Genomic DNA, 17,498 nt, shown 5'->3' with positions numbered 1-17,498 from the left:
CATACAATGGACAAAAACAAGAGCGTTGCAGATTTTATGAATAGCTTCCTTAATACACCTGAACCGAAAATTGATAATGAGTATTATGAAATCGAAGAACAGTATTTTCGGCAATTCGGTCATGGTGTCCCAAGGGAAATGTTGCCTGATAGCATTTCAACGGAACAAATTAAACAAGCCATGAAAAAATGCATTCTTTCCAAAAAGGATAATCTCTTTGAACTATTAGGCATCATTATCAACGATAATTATTTATATTAAGAAAAGGAACGACGACATGGATGAAGACAACATTATAACTTTGAATGATGAGAATGGGAACGAAGTTGAATTTGAATTTCTTGACTTAATACCGTATCGCCAGAACGAATATGTTGTCCTGCTTCCTATTGGAGATTCGGATGGGCAAGTTGTTATTTTGCAGCTGAAAGAAATTGACGATGAAACAGAAGAATATGTTGGTGTTGAAAACGAATTTGTGTTAGAGACTGTCTTTGCTCTGTTCAAAGAGCGAAACAAAGATTTCTTTACATTTGAGTAATTAAACAATGCAAGCTCAAACCAACAACACGATAAAAGGGGGGTGCATTATGGATATTTGGCATCGTGTAGGCAGAATTGTTCGCTTCTCAAACTTAGGAACTCTTCTGTTCTTTACTCTTAATATTCTGCTGATTGTTGCTGTGTTCGGTTCGTCAGGAAGCATTGTTGAACTGATTTGTATTTACTTTTTCACAGTAGCTATCAGCTTATCCCCATTAGGCGAAATGTGCCTGGCTGCCTTCGCAGGAGCAAGCGATATAAAAAGAGTAGATATAAAACTTCGAGTTGTCCCGCTGGTTCAATATGTTTTAGATAAAGCAAAAGAGAACACATCATACTGTCCTAAAAAAGTGAAAGTGAAGATTATCCATGATCCTGCTCCAAATGCATTTGCTCTAGGTAGGCAAACACTATGCATAACTGACGGATTGCTTTTACTCTCCGATGATATGATACTTGGAATTCTCGCCCATGAGATCGGACATCTCTCATACGGACATACTGTTATCCAATTATTGATTGGCGGGGGCAATATATTTATATCCGGGTGCCTCCTGTTAATCAAAATATCCTACTGGATTTTTTCTGCAATCATGGGGCTGTTCGCAATATGCTCTCGTAGTGGTGTAATGGGTATAATTACCGCAGTTTTCGCAGGAATATCAACAGCACTTTCTTGGTTATGGGTAAAGTTCTGTATGCTTTTTCTGATGTGGTCTATGAGACAAAATGAGTATCTGGCTGATGAATTTGCTTATAAAATTGGTTTTGGTCTTGAATTAGCGACGGTATTAGACCAACATATCTCAGATGTTCCGCATGATGGTTTTCTCAGTGCAATATACTCAACTCATCCATGCAACGATGATAGGGTTGCAGCATTGCAAAATTTAGGTGTACCCTATTCTCGATACTAAATTCATAATCTCACAAATTGGCAAGCAGTGTAAACCTGTACAGGTTCACTCATTTTCTCGATTTTCCCTTCGGTGCAATCTTCGCAAATTTGCTTGTTGGGGAAGCATCCCCAATCCCCTTTGAACATCATCTGCCGATGATGGCTACACGATTTTCAATCGTTTCTCAAAGAACAGTAGAATAAAAATTTGCCCATGGTTGAAAGCACCGAAATCGAAAAGCAAAAAAGCAGCCACGATCCGCACCCTTTGGGGAGTGCAGACCGTGGCTTTTTGCTTTAACGGAAGTTCTTCTTTTCCTCTTTCTCTTTCTCTTTTTCCTGCTCTTTCTGCCTGTCGATATTCAAAATCGTTTCAACCGTCCGTTTGGCAATCAGCAGTTCTTCTTTCTCTTTTCTGATCTGACGGTACTCAGCGTAGTCCTGCTTTTTCTGGACTGCCAGCTGATGAAACTCCTCATACAATGATTGCATGGACGGGAGCTTTGTAATCTGCAATTCATCAAAGGCTTGCTTCGCCGCTTTATGAATTGTGATTTCCTGACGGTGTTCTTCAAAGAATTTTTTGCTATATCCAGACTTGCGGTACTCGATATAAATTTGCCTTGTGTTGCGATAATTTTTGATGTGCTGCTGCAACGCCTGAACCTCAACCATACGTTTCTCTGCGACCTTGATAGAATCAGAAAGCGCATCGAACCGGGCAGACAGATTTTCAATATGAGCAGTCAGATCGTCGTAGTTGCCCAAGCCTTTTTCTTTCAGTAGGATTACCGTTCGGGCAGCTTCTTTTCGGTTGAACTTCTTCGCCCACTTTTCATAACCGACCGTCTTGCCCTCGGCCATCTTTGCCTGAATATCAATCAGCATCTGGAACTGCTTCGGGGCAGGAGCCTTGGCAGAGCCGCCTTTTGATTTGTGCAGGTTCTTGCCGGAGATAACCGCTTGAATTTCCTCTTTGCTATATCCTTCGCCCAGGGAACGCAGCCGAATGAAACGCTTCTGATTCTCGCCCTTGAACGCAGGCTGCTTTCCATCCTTGAACTCAAATCCCATGTCAGCCAGAGCCTGAACAAAGCCATCAAAGCTCTTTGGTTTCTGCTTCAGCACCGCATCAATCGCATCACATAATTCGTCACGCTGGGTACGCTTCTTGGGATAAACAGTTCTTTTCTGGCGCTCCCGATACGGCTTCGGTGTAATAATGGACAGCCCGTGTTCCAGGCAAACCATATCACTGAGTCTTTGCACCGCCAGACCGGAAAGAAAGAAGTTTTTGAATTTCCGTGTGGCATCCAGCGAGGTCGAATTATAAATGATATGATTGTGAATGTGGGATTTGTCGATGTGGGTCGCAACGATGAAAGCGTGTTTTCCCTTTGTCCATCGCATCGCTGTTTCATAGCCGACTTGGTTCGCTTCTTCCGGGGTGATTTCTCCCGGCTTAAAGGACTGGCGTATCTGGTATGCGATGATATTGTTCTTCTGCTGTCTGCCGGTAATATGCTGATACTGCCGTTTGGAAAGCAGAAATTCCTCATCTGCTGTCTTTGGATCACACTCATAGGAACTGATAAATTCGCCATCATTGGTTTTTGCGGCATTTTGTGAGTAGTCGGTTCTGTCTGCCAAACATTGAGCGACCGTCTTTCCCTTATTCACATGGAGTGCAATCAATCTTGTCGCTGCCATTCCCATCACTTCCTTCCCAAAAAGAAAAAGCCACCGGTCGGTGACTTTTCTCTGATATTATCTTATGACCTGATAAATGCTCCCAGACTTTCTCCAATATTCTCGACTTTCATAACAGCCCAGACGAGCAAGAACACCGCTGCTATTGTCGCAATTCCAAGAACCACAAGAATAAGCAGGGACTGCCACAAAGCCTTTACAATGCAGTAAATCGCAGATCCGCCAATGACCAAGAGCAATAAACCAATTACATAGGACACAACATTTGTAAGCAGATTTCCAAGAATGCAAATCACTTTTACAACGAACAGCACCGGCAGTGCCAATATCTTCAATACCAGCTTCATAGGCTCAACCCCTTTCTTTTAATTATATTGTACAAGGGTATCTGCCATAACGCAATGATGTCAACCCTTATGTAAAAGCCGCAGCCGAAACTGCGACTTCCCAACAAGTTGTCGGATTACTGGATTGAGGACAGGCGAACAAGAACTTCTCTCATGTCCGTCCAGATCTCCTCCAGCCGTTTTTGCAAATCCTCAATGTCAGCACGATAGATGCTGCCTGTTTCGTTCGCTCGCTTTGCGTACTGGTTCAGGTTGTTGGAGCAGATTCGCAGGAGCGAAACCAGGGCTTTCACATCCTGCAAATCCAGTCTGATACAGTAACCATCCAGAGCCATTTTCCGCAGATAGGCTCCCATGCTGCGGATGCCAAGCTCGTCCATCTTCTCATGGATTCGCTCGACCTCCTCCTTGGATGCAAGGAAATGAACATCCTGATCTCGCTTTGCCATTACAACACCTCCTCACGGGTTTCAGAGTATTTTGCAGGCGGGATATGCTCCGCTTTGGATTTCAGATCAGCCAACACAGAAGGACGCTCTGACTCGCTTCTTTCGTCACGATTTTCCACAGAGTCCTCCATATTCAGGGCTGCATCCAGTTCTGCCAGTCGCTGACTTTTGGCTGTCAGCTCTGCTTCCTGCGGGAACGGTTTTCCAACCTCCGCCTTGGCTGCTTCCTGCTGATTGTAGAGATTATTCAACTGCTCATTGGCTCGTTCTAAGCGCTCAAGGATGCCTGCAAGGGCATTGTCCAGTCGGGTGATATTTCCTCGTGCGTCCGTTCCAAGGGCTACTCTGTGGCTCACAGCGCCCTTCAGGGTCACATCGAACTCGTTCCGGAAACTGTCAAACGAAAGCTCCATCTGAAAGCCACGGTAACTGCCAAGAGGAACCGGATCGGCACTTTTCGTGTCCTTACAAGCCGCAAGGAGGATTTCACCGGCATCTGCCTTTTCGGTGTAGGCTTTGCCCATGATTTCCATGCCGCAAAAGCCATCGGCAATCTGCGGGTGTGCTTCCACGGTTTTAATATCAGCTTCAAAGCCATGAATATAGCCTGTCTGCTTTTCAATCTCAGCCGGGAAGTATTTCAGAAGCTTATCTTCCATACGGTACTGCTGGCTCTGGTGGTCAGCTTTCAGCACCTTCAGCCTTGCCACATCAATGTCCAAGTCCATCTTTTCCTTGATAAGCGGATTGCCGGCACACAGCGCCTTGATCTCCGCATAGGACAGCGCCTGCTCATCCACATCGTCACAGGAGCGAACCGGTGATTTGGAGGTCATAATCTGAGAAATAAACTTCTGCTTGTTTTCCAAGGTCTGATACAGGTAGGCATCGAAGGTTCCCTCGGTCACATACTGATACACCTGAACCTCTTTGTTCCGGTTGCCCTGACGGATGATACGACCGTTTCTCTGGGTCATATCAGACGGACGCCAACCCACATCCAAGTGGTGAACTGCCACCAATTTGTCCTGGACGTTGGTTCCTGCACCCATCTTTTGCGTACTGCCAAGAAGCACTCGCACCTGCCCGGTACGAACCTTGGCAAAGAGGTCTTTTTTCTTTGCCTCGGTATCTGCATCATGGATAAAGGCAACTTCTTCCGCAGGCACACCGTTTGCAATCAGCTTGGTTTTGACATCATCATAGACATTGAAGGTTCCATCATTTTTCGGTGTGCTAAGGTCGCAGAACACCAACTGGGTCAATTTGTCAGCCTGACCGTCCTGCCAGATACGCAGGATATTTCCCACGCAGGCATTGAGCTTGCTGTCAGGGTCATCGGGTAACAGGGTGTTCATTAGCCGCTGATCCAGTCCCAATTTTCGTCCGTCGCTGGTAATCTTGAGCATATTATCGACGGACGGGTCTACAATACCGGCATGAACATCTGCTGCTCTCTCTGAAAGGGAAGCCACCATATCCTTCTGGTACTCAGAGGGCTGAACCACAACCGTTTCAAACTTTGCTTCGGGAACAGGGAGATGCAACTGGTCAGAGGTCTTGATGTCGGCAACCTCCTTGAACATATTCATCAGTTCAGGCAGGTTGAAGAACTTCGCAAATCGGGTTCTGGCACGATAGCCGGTTCCCTCCGGTGCAAGCTCAATCGCAGTTGTTGTTTCTCCGAAGGTCGATGCCCAGGAATCAAAATGGGTCAGGTTCTTTTGCTGGAGCGTACTGTACTGGAGATAGCGCATGACCGTATAAAGCTCGGTCATCGAGTTACTTACTGGAGTACCGGTTGCAAAGATCACACCACGCCCGCCGGTCAGCTCATCCATATAGCGGCACTTCATAAACATATCCGAAGATTTCTGGGCTTCGGAGGTGGACAGACCTGCCACATTTCGCATTTTTGTGTAGAGGAACAAATTCTTGAACGCATGGCTTTCGTCCACAAACAGCCGGTCTACACCCAACTGCTCAAAGGTAATGACATCATCTTTCTTGTCAGCGGCAAGGAGCTTGTCCAGTCTGGCTTCCAATGATTTTCGTGTTTTCTCCATCTGCTTGATCGTGAAGTTTTCGCCACGCTGCCATTTCAGCTCCGCAATCGCACCCTCGATCTCATCAATCTGCTCCCGCAGCTGCCGTTCCTGTCGTTCGGCAGAAAGCGGGATTTTTTCAAACTGGCTGTGACCGATGATGACTGCATCATAGTCACCCGTTGCGATACGAGCGCAGAACTTCTTACGGTTTGCTGTTTCAAAATCCTTCTTGGTGGCAACAAGGAGCTTGGCACTCGGATAGAGGTGCAGGAACTCGTTTGCCCACTGTAAGGTCAAGTGATTCGGCACAACGAACAGGGATTTCTGGCTCAATCCAAGCCGTTTACTCTCCATAGCCGATGCAGCCATCTCGAAGGTCTTGCCCGCACCAACTTCGTGTGCAAGCAGCGTATTTCCACCATATAGCACATGAGCGATAGCATTTCTCTGGTGTTCACGGAGGGTAATATCCGGGTTCATGCCGCCGAAACGGATATGAGAGCCATCATACTCACGAGGTCTGGTGGAGTTAAAAAGTTCGTTGTACTTGGTGGAAAGGGTTTCTCGTCTGTGCGGATCTCTCCAAATCCAATCTCGGAACGCATCCTTGATTGCCTGCTGTTTCTGCTGTGCCAGGGTAGTTTCTTTTTTATTGAGGACACGCTTCTGCTTACCATCTGCATCTTCAATCGTATCATAGATACGAATATCCTTCAGATTCAGCGTTTCCTCCAGAATCCGATATGCGTTGGCTCGCTCTGTACCGTAGGTGACATACGCCGCCACATCGTTGTAGTTGGGAGAACTCTTACCGTTGATGCGCCACTCTGCGGTCAGCTCGGAGAACTTGACCTCAATGGAACGGCGCAAGTAATACGGCGTTTCAAAGGTTTCCTCCATGAACTGCTGAATATAATCGGCATCAATCCATGTTGCACCCAAACGCACATCAATCTCGGACGCATCCAAGTCCTTCGGCTGTGCTTTCTGCAAGGCTTCCACATTGATGTGGAAGGAAGAATCCCTGTCTGCCGCCATCTGTGCGACACGCAGCTTGCTTCTTACATCACCGGAAAGGTAATCATCGGCAGTCTGCCATCCAACTTCCACAGCATCGGGAGCCATCGGGTCTTTGAAGATCACCCCTCGAAGCTCTGCCTGAATCGCATCGTATTCTCCAGGTGTTCCAAGCAGCTGTGCCATAAACGGCAAATCCACCTTGCCACGCTCACCGATAGAGATTGCCAGAGCTTCGGACGGCGTATCCACGCTCGTCACTCTGCGTTCCGGCTTGATGGTTCGCTTGGTGAACATATCCGCCTTGCTTTTCAGATTGCCGTCCTCATCCACATTTTCCAGAGAACACAGGAGATAGTAGGAGGAATCGTCAGCAAATGCCTGACCATTGGCTCGATTATTGATAAGCCCGTTCTTTGCGGCAAACGCATCGTAGGCATCATTCAGTTCTGCCTGTTTCTGAGTAATCATTTCATCCGGGTAATCCTCAAGCTGATATTCGATCAGCTCGTTGACGATACCACGAAGTTCCACCATGCCCATCACACGGTCTTTTGCTTTCTCATTCAGGTCTACACGGCGCATCAGGGAGTTTTCACGGAAGTACACATTGCCATCCACCACGGTATAAGAGAAATTCTTTACATCCGGGGTTGCAGGAATGGTTTCGATTTCCTTACCCTTGTCAGCTTCGGGAAGCTCCACAGCCTGATAGGTTCCTTGGATGTGGGAAACTGCTTCTTTCAGAAGTTCGGACAGTTCCATGCCCTCAATGGGACGCACTGTAATGTCCATGCCGTAGGCGGTACTTTCTTCCACCGTATCGCCCAGAACCATTTCAGGATGAGCGACAAAGTAGCTGTTCATGGTGTGTCCTTCTTCGGTGCGGTCAAGGTTTACCCATTCCGGTACAATGTCAATCGGATGGTCACGCTTTTGCAGGAACAGGATGTCGGACACGACTTCCGTGCCTGCGTTTTTCTTAAAGGCATCGTTTGGCAGACGGATTGCACCAAGCAGTTCCGCCCTCTGCGCCATATATCGCCTTGCGTCAGAGTTCTTGGAATCCATGGTGTAACGGCTTGTCACAAAAGCGACCACACCACCGGGACGAACCTGATCCAAAGCCTTGGCAAAGAAATAGTTGTGAATGGAGAATCCCAGCTTGTCATACGGCTTGTCGGACACTTTGTAGTTGCCGAAAGGGACATTACCCACAGCCAGATCGTAAAAGTCTCGGCGGTCTGTCGTTTCAAAACCGGCTACTTTGATTTCTGCGTTGGGATAGAGCTTCTGAGCAATTCTGCCGGTGATGGAATCCAGTTCCACACCATACAAACGGCTGCTCTGCATTTCAGGAGGGAGCATACCAAAGAAGTTGCCGATACCCATAGCAGGCTCCAGAATATTTCCTGTTTCAAAGCCCATCTGTCCGACCGCATCGTAGATGGAGCGAATGACCGTAGGGCTGGTGTAATGTGCGTTCAGGGTGGAAGCTCTTGCCGCAGCATATTCATCTTCGGAAAGCAGGTTTTTCAGTGTCTGATACTCCTTCGCCCAATTTCCCTTGTCCGGGTCAAAGGCATCTGCCAGACCGCCCCAACCGACATAATTCGACAAAATCTCCTGTTCTTCGGTAGTGGCGTTCCTGTTCTCGCTTTCCAGTTTGAACAGAGTTTCAATGGCTGCGATGTTTCTTGCGAATTTCTGCTTCGGTCCACCTTCACCGATGTTGTCATCCGTGATGTGGAAGTTCACCGCAGGAACAGGTGGGATTTCTCTGGTGGTGATGGACTGCTCAAGCTGAGCGATAATGTCCATGACTTCGGCATTCTGCCATCCGTCCACCTGGGCATAATCCTGAATGATGGTGTCCTTTCCATCTACGCACTGTACGAAGTCCAGACTACCCGGCAGATCTCTGGTATTCATTGCACCCAGGGCTTTTCTCTGCGTGTCAGGAAGTGCATAGTAGGCTCGCAGGGCATCATCAAAGGAACTGTATTCCTTGATGTCCAGCGCACCCCGCTTCTGAATGTCCTCGGCAACATAAAAATGATCGATGAAGTGTTCCGGTTCCTGCTGTTCGGGTTCCGCACTGGCTCTGACCTGTGCGTGTGCCTTTTCGTCAGGGTAGTCCCCATAGATACGGATGCACTTATGCTCCTGCTGATCGTAAACGGCAGCACCATCGTACTTGAATCCGTCATCCTCCATGGTTCCGTCCACATAGCCCTGGGCAGCTTTTTCCGCTTCTTCCAGAGTGTAGTAGTCCAGTTTATCATCGAAGCCGTTTTCAAAGTGATGGTAGGCGGCAACCAGATAGCGGGGAGCCATGCGCTCCTCGTAGCTGTTAATCATCTCAGGTGTCAGCCATTCTGGTTTGTCGGGAATCATTTCATACAGCTCACGCATCTTGGCAATCTGTGCATGGCGGTTGCCTGCCCACAGATGCTTTTCGCTGTGCTGTCCTGCACCAAGGAAGTATTCGCAGTCCATACGCAGACGGTCTAACAGCTGATACTCAGGGGTGTAGTCCCTCGGTTCGGTTTTGCCCAGAAAATCCTCTGTAACGGGCTTTTCTTCGGTTTGGGCATCAACCCTTACCGCATGGTTTCTTTCGTCCTGAGAGAGCATACGCTCGAAATTCTCACGATTCTCGGCACGGAAGATGGGATAAGCAAGCGTAGGGTCACGCAGCTGAACTTCTCTGTCCGTGATCTGCTCCACACGGAAAGCTGTATCGTCCAGATATACCGTGTCACCGACCTGATAATTCCATTTCGGTTCCTCGGAAGCAGATGCTTCCACAACTTCGGCAGGCTCTGCCACAGGCGCTTCTGGCTGAACCGACTCCATCGCAGCTACGGACTGACGAACTTCCTCCAAATAGTCATTGGCAAGCCATTCGTCCGTGAAGTATTCCGTAACGCCTTCCGGGTCTACATAGTAGTCATCGGTCTGATTATCCCAGATCGCATACTCGCCATCCTCGGTATCAATCACTGCGAAACGGTCATAAACATCTTCCAACGGATCAGTTTTAGCTTCTTCGATAGCCTGTCGTTCCGCTTCTTCCTCCGGGCTGAGGTAGCGTCCCTTTCGTATCAGACCGTCGATTCTCTGCACCACCTGCGCCCAGGACATCTGCAATTTATCGCAACCGCTCTTGGTGTAAGCAACACCCTTGGCATCGTGATCCTGACCGCTGTGCGTTGCACCAGAGCAGGCATGGGAATGACCACCGGTTCCGTATTCATGCTTCAGGAAGTCCATCTTTTCCTTGGCAGAATGATTCTCCTGCCAGTAGTTATAAATACGGGCTTTACCACCGGAAAAGCCGCTTCCACGGGTCAAGTCTGCATTGACTTCATCATCCGTAATGAACTGGCGGACAAGGGGCATCTGCATCATATCGGTCTGATACTCACGCAAAGGCATATTCAACTCATACAGCTGTTTCTGAATGAGATTCAGCTTGTGATAGTGAAAACGAAGCAGATCGGGATTTTCCGCAAGGGTTTTTCTAAATTCCGAATACTGCTGTACCAAGGTTGCGTGGAAACGAGGGTCATCCAACTTTTCAGCCAAGTCTGCGGTTTCGTCAGGGAAACCACGAAACGGTTCCTGATGAAGAATTGCCAGATAGTTGCTGGAACGGGCTTCTTCACTCAAATCGTGATAAAGATGCCACAGGGATTCTGCCAACTTCTGACGCTCATATCCGGATGCTTCTACCAGTTCCACATTAGTTGCGAACCGACCATTTTCAAGCAGTTCTCCAATGCGCTCGGCAACCGTTTCCCAAGAAACGATCTGCGCTCTGGGGCTGTCAATGGCAGAGGAACCTTTGGCAAGGTGGATACCGTCCTCGGCATACCACGCACAGATATTCCCGCTATCTTCTTTCAGACCATAGCCGCCGTGATAGACCTGCTTTAAGGTCTGAACGATTTCTTCCAACGGCTTCTGCTTCATATATTCCAGCGCTACGACTTTTCGGGCTTCATCGGTATTGCTACCAAGCAGAAGGAAGTGGTCGATTTCTTCCTGGGCAAAAGAAAAAGCAGAGGGCGTAAAGCTCTCTGCTCGGTCGATAAAACTGATTTGTTCATTTTCGGAGAGGAAAAGGTTCAGACTCAGCTGTTGATAAGCTCCGTCATCACGACTTCCTCCGCCTGTGCTTTCAGGCTGTTCATGTGCTGCACCCACGCCATCTGCTGCGTTTCCTTGTCCGGTGCGGGGCTGTCCTTCAGGTACTGCTCCATCAGAAACTCCACTCTGGCTTTCGCTGTTTCCTCGATCTCCCACAGGTGCGGGAACAGGCTCTCCGTCAGAATCATGTCGTTCAGGAGCATCGGATTGTTCTGTTCCAAAAATGCTCGACGCATCCTGCCGTACTTGCCCAGAGGTTTCTCTCCCTCGTTCTCCAACTGAAGGTTCGGAATCTGATAATCTCCGGCCTGTCTGTAAGTCATCTCGCTCATAATCTGTACTCCTTTCGGTAGCTTTAATCTGCTCATGTTCTCCAATCGCTTTTTCGATTTCCTGAAACATCCTTGTGCTGATGGCATTCACCGCAGTACCAAGGGCATTTACCGTCTGTCTGGTGTTAAAATCAAACACCTTCTGGAAATCCTCATGCTCGAAGTAGTTGTCGGGACTTTCCACGAACCGGCAATACATCGTATAGGATACGCTGTTTGCCACCGCATTTTTGAAAGCTACTTCGATGTTGAGTTCATCATACTCCTCAAGGAAGCTGTTGGCAACGATGTCGAGGAACTGCTTTTTGTAATCGTCCCAATACTCAGCCGCCAGTGCGGATGCAATATCTTCAAGCTGTGCTTCCAGTACCCCGTCAGCGGCAACACCGAAGGTACGCTCCATCGCTTCCATGACATAGGAGCGGTTTTCAGGCGTCACCTCCCACGGTTTCAGTTCCGGGGAAGAACGGCGAACGCCGGTATCCGCCACATCAAACACATAGCGCAGATACGGTTTATCCCTGTTCATCACAAACAGAGCAATGCCGGTAGAGCCACGCTTTACATATCTGCGGTAATTTTCAGCGTTCCAGTCCTCATAGGGCTTGCAAAAGGTCGCATTGGGGCGCTGAGCATAAATCATCACCTGTTCCGGATAGGTGAACTCATAGTTGCGGGACATCGTTCTCAAAAACGAAGTCCAGTTATCTGTGTTCGAGGTGATTTTCCCAATCGTTTCTTTTGCTAATCCGGAATAAAATCGCTCTTTTGCGTTCATTGTATCCCTCCAATCCTATCAATCCGGATAAAGGTTCAGCTTCTCAAAGGCGGCATCGTCCATGGCTGAAACTTTACGGAGAACCGAGTCTGCCAAAGCAAAAAGCTCTGACTCGTCCTCCGAAAGCTGTTCCTTCATCAGTGTCAGTGCTTCACACAGCCCTGACCTTGTGCCAGGGCTGTAAAGCATCATCATGTTCCGCTCATCCTGTGTGAAATCCATCATTCAATCTCCCTTTCCGGGTGGCTCTTGGGCGGCTTATGGGAAACATCCGGCACGGGCTTTTCCTTTAACTGCTCCAACACCGAAGGACGTTCCTCTAATCCGGACGCTTTTCCGTTATTGATGATACCGTCAATCATCCCATAATCATCTTCCATTGCCATCTCTGCGTTTTTCAGGTAGTTTTCGGACTTCATAAAGTTTTCCAGCTTCTGAAACCCAACAGAATCTACATAGTGAAAGGATACCTCACCGACTACCTTTAAGGCTACGATGTCGCTGACCGACATACTGTGACCACGGAAATCATCCGGGTGGTCAATATTGAACTTTACATACAAATCTTCCAGCTGCCGATTCACATCCTCGGACATAGAAATGGAGCCATGATAGACCACCTCGTAACGGTCAATCTCAGGCTCCATTTCTTTCTTCTGAAGGTAGCTGTAATTTGCAAACATGAGCGGGATATTATCGTCTACATCTTCCCGCAGCTGAAGAATCGCATAGGAATCCGTGGGGCTTTCCAGAAAAGCAACCATTCTGTCATCCGGGGTGGTATTTCCGTGAACATCATCCCATTTTTCGTTTTTCATATCCGTGTCCTCCTTATCGTTCAGGCTCTTTGCGTTTGGGAGAGGGACTGGCAGGCGCAGCTTTTTCTGCGGCCTGTGCCAGTTTTTCCATGACCGACTCACGCTTCGGAGAGTCGAGCTTATCCAGCTGACTTTTCAGCACTTTGGCAACCTCAACCGCAGTTTCCTCACGGGCTTCTTCAATGGCTGTATTCAGGAACTCACGATACGGAGCCGTATTACCAGCGGCAAGATCTGCCTTGATTTCTTGGATATGCGCCTGCACATCATCGACCTGATCCATATATTCATAGGGGTCGAAGTTCTCTGCAAAACGGTCGAGCTTAAAAGCAAGCTCAGCGATAGGGTCATTGACCACCACCGCCTGTCTGCCGACTTCAAAAGCCTGCTCCATGACATCCTCATAGAACATTGCCCGCAGTTCCCGGCGCTCCAGCCCGAAGGATTCCAGAATATCCCGGCGGACTTCGAGCATGGACAGTTCAGGGTTATCAACCTGACCGCCATCAATCTCGTTGTAGTTTTCATCCAACAGGGTGTAGTCGTAACCATCTTCGCAGGTCTGCACCGCAAGGATTCTATCCTTTCCGACCTTCCATGCGGCTTCATCGCCCATAATCTCAGGCTCCGGCATATAGCTTGCGCCGTTGCGCTCCATAATTTCTGCAAACTGGCAGATATGAAACACATTGTATCCGATCTGCGTATGATACTCGTCAATGAAGGTGCAGGGCTTCACAACCATTTCATCCGGGTAGTGAATCTGCACACAGCTGCCATCGGGGATATGAAACAAATCCTTATAATGGCTGTCGATAAATCGGATTTCCTTACCATCCGGGTTGTACTCATTTGTCATTTGCGCTTTCCTCCATTTTCAAATTCCATACTGAACTTCGTTTTGCCATCATCTGATACCTCCATAAAGACGGTGGCATCAAAGGTGTTGCCCGTTCTTTCGGACTTGCAATTCTTGAGCTTTACCTTGCCGGAACCAAGCAATTTCTGCGCCGTGGCAGAAGTCATGCTCTTGCCGATGCTCGCAAAGTAGCGATTGTTTTTCCAGAGGGCAAATTTGCAAGCTCTGTTGGAACAGAAAAATGCCTTGGCTTTGTCCTCTACAGCACTGCCGCAGAGCGGGCATTTGCCGATAGAATTGGCTTCTTTCGACATCATAACCTCGGAATCACGGATTACTTCATAGTTCTGAATCAGACCGGCAATCACATCTTTGATCTCGTCCATAAAGTCCTCGCTGGCATATTCGCCTTTCTCAATGAGCAACAATTTTTCTTCCCAATCCGCCGTCATGGATGGGGACTGAATCTGTTCCGGCATGACTGTTACCAGAGCCGTACCCTTGTGGGTCGGAATCAGGTGTTTGGTTTTCTTATCACCCTTACGCTCCAGAAAACCGATGCGAACCAGCTTCTCAATGATACCGGCACGGGTCGCAGGCGTTCCCAAACCTTTGCGCTCCACCTCATCAGGCATTTCGTCCGCACCGGCAGTTTCCATAGCAGAAAGCAGAGTATCCTCGGTAAAGTGTTTAGGGGGAGATGTTTTCCCTTCCTTGATTTCCGTGCCGCTGACGGTCATTTCGTCACCAACGGAAACAGAAGGGAGTGTCTGCACGTTTTCGTCGGATTTTGTCGAATCATTTTTCTGAACCAGAGCTTTCCATCCATCCTGCACAACAGTTTTGCCTTTGGTGGAAAACACGGTACCGCCACAGTCCAGCTCAATAACTGTCTCTGCGTATCGGTGCGGATCGCCAACAGCTACGCACAACCGATTCGAGATCAGTTGCAAAATTGCAAGTTCACCCTTGGGAAGTTCGCTCAGATTGCATTTCTGCAATTCTCTGGTCGGAATGATGGCATGGTGATCTGTGACCTTTTTGTTATTCACAACCTGCTCTGCATGAACTGGTATGTTATCCACATCCTCCACGGGGAATGTGTGGAAAGCCAGCTTTACGAGGTCGGTCAGGCTATGTGCCATATCTTCCGTCAGAAACCTGCTGTCGGTACGGGGATAAGTGACCAGTTTCTTTTCATAGAGGTTCTGCGTGTAGTCCAAGGTCTGCTGTGCCGTGTAGCCAAGCACACGGTTGGCTTCTCTCTGTAAACTGGTCAGGTCATAGAGCGCAGGCGGCTTTTCTGTTTTCTCCTTACATTCAGCTTTCTGAACGATTGCCACCGAACAGCTTTGTTTGACAGCTTCGGCTGCTGCCTTGGTTTTGAAGCGTTCGCTTGCAGCCGTAAAACCATCCAATCCAATCTGAACTGTGTAGAACAGTTCAGGCTTGAATGCGGAAATGGCAGCTTCTCGCATAACAGCCATAGCAAGGGTAGGGGTCATAACACGACCAACATTCAGGGTCTGCCCGTAAAGGGTCGAAAAAAGTCGAGTAGCGTTAATACCAACAATCCAGTCGGCTCGTTCTCGACACAGTGCTGCTTCATACAAAGCATCATATTCCGTTCCAGACCTGAGATTTTCAAAGCCCTCCTTGATTGCTACATCTTCCATCGAGGAAATCCAAAGCCGCTCAAACGGCTTTCTGCACCCGGCTTTGTGGTACACCAACCGAAAGATCAGCTCGCCCTCACGACCGGCATCTGTTGCACACACAAGACTCGCAACATCTTCTCTGGCCATGAGCTTTTTCAGAATCCCAAACTGTTTTTTCGTACCGGCAGAAACCTCATACTGCCAGTCCATCGGGAAGATAGGAAGGTCTGCATAAGCCCATTTGCTGTACTTCGCATCATAGACTTCCGGCTGTGCCAGCTCCACCAAATGCCCTACACACCAGCTGACCACATATCCGTTTCCCTCTAAGTAGCCATCCTCACGCTTGGCAGCACCTAACACTTTGGCAATACTCTGTGCAACCGAAGGCTTTTCAGCCAAAACTAATTTCATTTGCATCTGCTCCTTTCACAAAAAAATAAGCAGCCACACACCGTAGTGCATGACTGCTATGTAAAAAGTTCGGAAAGGATTTTTGCAACCTGATACAATTTTCTGTTCTACAATCTCCGTCATAATAAAAATATCTCCATCATTTCAAAAGAGAATGACGGAGATATTTCACCTTGCTTATTCTTGTAGCAACCAATCGGCTATATCGTGAATTTCGATTCCTTCATAGCTATATTGGGGATGTTTGGTTCTGGCAATAATCATTTTCGGATAAGCGTCTCGAATCTGAAGCAGAGGAGAGCATTCTCTCTCAAATGTTTCCTGCCCGGAAATGTTGTCGCTGACCTGAATATAAATCTTTTCGCTACCTCTCTGAGCAACAAAGTCGATTTCCTTTTGATAGAGCTTGCCGACATAGACATCATATCCACGGCGAAGAAGCTCGATACAAACAACGTTTTCATATACTCTGCCATAGTCTATATTTCTGCTTCCCAGTATTGCATATCGAATACCGCTGTCACACAAATAGAACTTTTCAGAGCTTTCAAGGTATTTCTTACCTCGGATGTCATATCTCTTAATATCATAAAATACAAAAGCATTGCACAAATACTTAATGTACTTGCCGACGGTTACATGATTGGTTGGAGTCTCATTTGCTGTCAGTAGCTGACTGACCTTATTCGGAGAAGTCAGGTTGCTGATATTATCCATAAGGAACTCGCTCAGACGTTGTAAAACCAAAGTGTCCGGGAGAGTATATTTCTGTACCAAATCCCTTGTAACAATCGTTTCGTAGACCTCTTTGATATAGTTTGTTCTGTCTTTTTCGGTTCTATAAGCATAGGAACCTGCTAAACCGCCCTTGATAGCGTACTCATCAAAGAGCTTATCTTTGTCACTAATATCATCATAATACTGGCAATATTCCTGGAAGCTGAAAGGAAACACATGAATTTCAATATAGCGTCCGGTAAACAGAGTTGCCAGATCTGCACTCAACAGGAAAGCATTAGAGCCTGTTACATAGATGTCGTATTTTCCCTTAGAGTACAGGCTATTGATTGCCAACTCAAACTTGGGACACATCTGAACCTCGTCTACAAACAGGTAGTTCGTTTTTCCTTCCTGATAATGTTCTTCCACATAGGCGTGTAAGGCATGGTATTCCTTGATTTCTTCATACGCCAAATCCATGAAGTCGATGAAGATAATATTGATGTTTTCAAAATTGCTTTTCAGATACGCAATATACGCCTGCATCAATTTGGACTTACCAGATCGACGAATGCCCGTGATGATCTTGATGTCAGGAGTACCATTCAGTTCAATGATTCTATCGAGATATTTTGCTCTCGTGATTGTTTTCATATAGTCACCCGCTTTCAAAAATTGAAATTTTTTCATTTCTCGAAACCGCTTCGCTGTACTTATTATACTGTCTGCTAATAGTATATGCAAGATGTCAC

At 47.5% G+C, this 17,498-nt stretch carries 14 protein-coding genes; 4 read left to right on the top strand and 10 right to left on the bottom strand.

All coding sequences use genetic code 11. The annotated features are described in order from the left end of the window. The first annotated feature begins 6 nt into the window (after positions 1 to 6). The 3 genes from P0G09_RS14305 to P0G09_RS14295 are packed head-to-tail and all read left to right on the top strand — an operon-like array spanning position 7 to position 1,460. Entirely contained in the window at positions 7 to 261 is a 255-nt protein-coding gene (locus tag P0G09_RS14305) for a hypothetical protein (protein WP_002588965.1), read from the top strand. Positions 262 to 277: 16 nt separating this feature from the next. Then, complete coding sequence (locus tag P0G09_RS14300; protein WP_002304397.1) at positions 278 to 541, top strand: DUF1292 domain-containing protein; 264 nt, start codon at positions 278 to 280, stop codon at positions 539 to 541. Between the two features lie 49 nt (positions 542 to 590). Further along, positions 591 to 1,460, top strand: a complete 870-nt coding sequence (locus tag P0G09_RS14295; protein WP_002588966.1) for a zinc metalloprotease HtpX — start codon at positions 591 to 593, stop codon at positions 1,458 to 1,460. 278 nt (positions 1,461 to 1,738) lie between these two features. On the opposite strand, the gene P0G09_RS14290 is transcribed toward P0G09_RS14295, so the two are convergent. The 5 genes from P0G09_RS14290 to P0G09_RS14270 all read right to left on the bottom strand — a co-directional run bounded on the left by P0G09_RS14290 (position 1,739) and on the right by P0G09_RS14270 (position 11,490). Next, the gene (locus P0G09_RS14290; protein ID WP_002578945.1) at positions 1,739 to 3,151 is read right to left on the bottom strand and encodes a relaxase/mobilization nuclease domain-containing protein; all 1,413 of its coding nucleotides are present in this window, start codon (positions 3,149 to 3,151) and stop codon (positions 1,739 to 1,741) included. 62 nt (positions 3,152 to 3,213) lie between these two features. After that, positions 3,214 to 3,498: a hypothetical protein gene (locus P0G09_RS14285; RefSeq protein WP_002578946.1), complete on the bottom strand. Its 285-nt coding sequence runs from the start codon at positions 3,496 to 3,498 to the stop codon at positions 3,214 to 3,216. 116 nt (positions 3,499 to 3,614) lie between these two features. Next, on the bottom strand, positions 3,615 to 3,947 hold the full coding sequence (gene mobC, locus P0G09_RS14280) for a plasmid mobilization relaxosome protein MobC (RefSeq protein ID WP_002578947.1): 333 nt from the start codon (positions 3,945 to 3,947) through the stop codon (positions 3,615 to 3,617). Beyond that, the gene (locus tag P0G09_RS14275; RefSeq protein ID WP_227612560.1) at positions 3,947 to 10,990 is read right to left on the bottom strand and encodes an LPD11 domain-containing protein; all 7,044 of its coding nucleotides are present in this window, start codon (positions 10,988 to 10,990) and stop codon (positions 3,947 to 3,949) included. The genes mobC and P0G09_RS14275 overlap by 1 nt, the downstream gene beginning before the upstream one ends. A gap of 161 nt (positions 10,991 to 11,151) precedes the next feature. Continuing rightward, positions 11,152 to 11,490 (bottom strand): TnpV protein, encoded by a 339-nt coding sequence (locus tag P0G09_RS14270; protein WP_118199520.1) that lies wholly within the window; start codon positions 11,488 to 11,490, stop codon positions 11,152 to 11,154. A 43-nt stretch (positions 11,491 to 11,533) separates the two neighbouring features. Here P0G09_RS14270 and P0G09_RS14265 point away from each other — a divergent pair, with 43 nt between their 5' ends. Then, the gene (locus tag P0G09_RS14265; protein ID WP_021632746.1) at positions 11,534 to 12,247 is read left to right on the top strand and encodes a hypothetical protein; all 714 of its coding nucleotides are present in this window, start codon (positions 11,534 to 11,536) and stop codon (positions 12,245 to 12,247) included. A 48-nt stretch (positions 12,248 to 12,295) separates the two neighbouring features. On the opposite strand, the gene P0G09_RS14260 is transcribed toward P0G09_RS14265, so the two are convergent. The 5 genes from P0G09_RS14260 to P0G09_RS14240 all read right to left on the bottom strand — a co-directional run bounded on the left by P0G09_RS14260 (position 12,296) and on the right by P0G09_RS14240 (position 17,436). Next, on the bottom strand, positions 12,296 to 12,502 hold the full coding sequence (locus tag P0G09_RS14260) for a transposon-transfer assisting family protein (protein WP_002578948.1): 207 nt from the start codon (positions 12,500 to 12,502) through the stop codon (positions 12,296 to 12,298). After that, the gene (locus tag P0G09_RS14255) at positions 12,499 to 13,095 is read right to left on the bottom strand and encodes a YodL domain-containing protein (RefSeq protein WP_002304389.1); all 597 of its coding nucleotides are present in this window, start codon (positions 13,093 to 13,095) and stop codon (positions 12,499 to 12,501) included. The genes P0G09_RS14260 and P0G09_RS14255 overlap by 4 nt, the downstream gene beginning before the upstream one ends. 13 nt (positions 13,096 to 13,108) lie before the next feature. Continuing rightward, positions 13,109 to 13,954 carry an LPD16 domain-containing protein gene (locus tag P0G09_RS14250; protein ID WP_002304387.1) on the bottom strand — a complete coding sequence of 282 codons (846 nt, stop codon included), beginning with the start codon at positions 13,952 to 13,954 and terminating at the stop codon, positions 13,109 to 13,111. Continuing rightward, complete coding sequence (locus P0G09_RS14245; protein WP_002578949.1) at positions 13,951 to 16,026, bottom strand: DNA topoisomerase 3; 2,076 nt, start codon at positions 16,024 to 16,026, stop codon at positions 13,951 to 13,953. The genes P0G09_RS14250 and P0G09_RS14245 overlap by 4 nt, the downstream gene beginning before the upstream one ends. Positions 16,027 to 16,203: 177 nt before the next feature. Further along, on the bottom strand, positions 16,204 to 17,436 hold the full coding sequence (locus P0G09_RS14240) for an ATP-binding protein (RefSeq protein WP_117458726.1): 1,233 nt from the start codon (positions 17,434 to 17,436) through the stop codon (positions 16,204 to 16,206). Positions 17,437 to 17,498: the final 62 nt, after the last annotated feature.

The organism is Faecalibacterium sp. DFI.5.82 (assembly GCF_029076575.1).
In the GTDB taxonomy this organism is placed as follows: domain Bacteria; phylum Bacillota; class Clostridia; order Oscillospirales; family Ruminococcaceae; genus Faecalibacterium; species Faecalibacterium duncaniae.
This window is presented reverse-complemented; position numbering and strand designations above follow the sequence as displayed.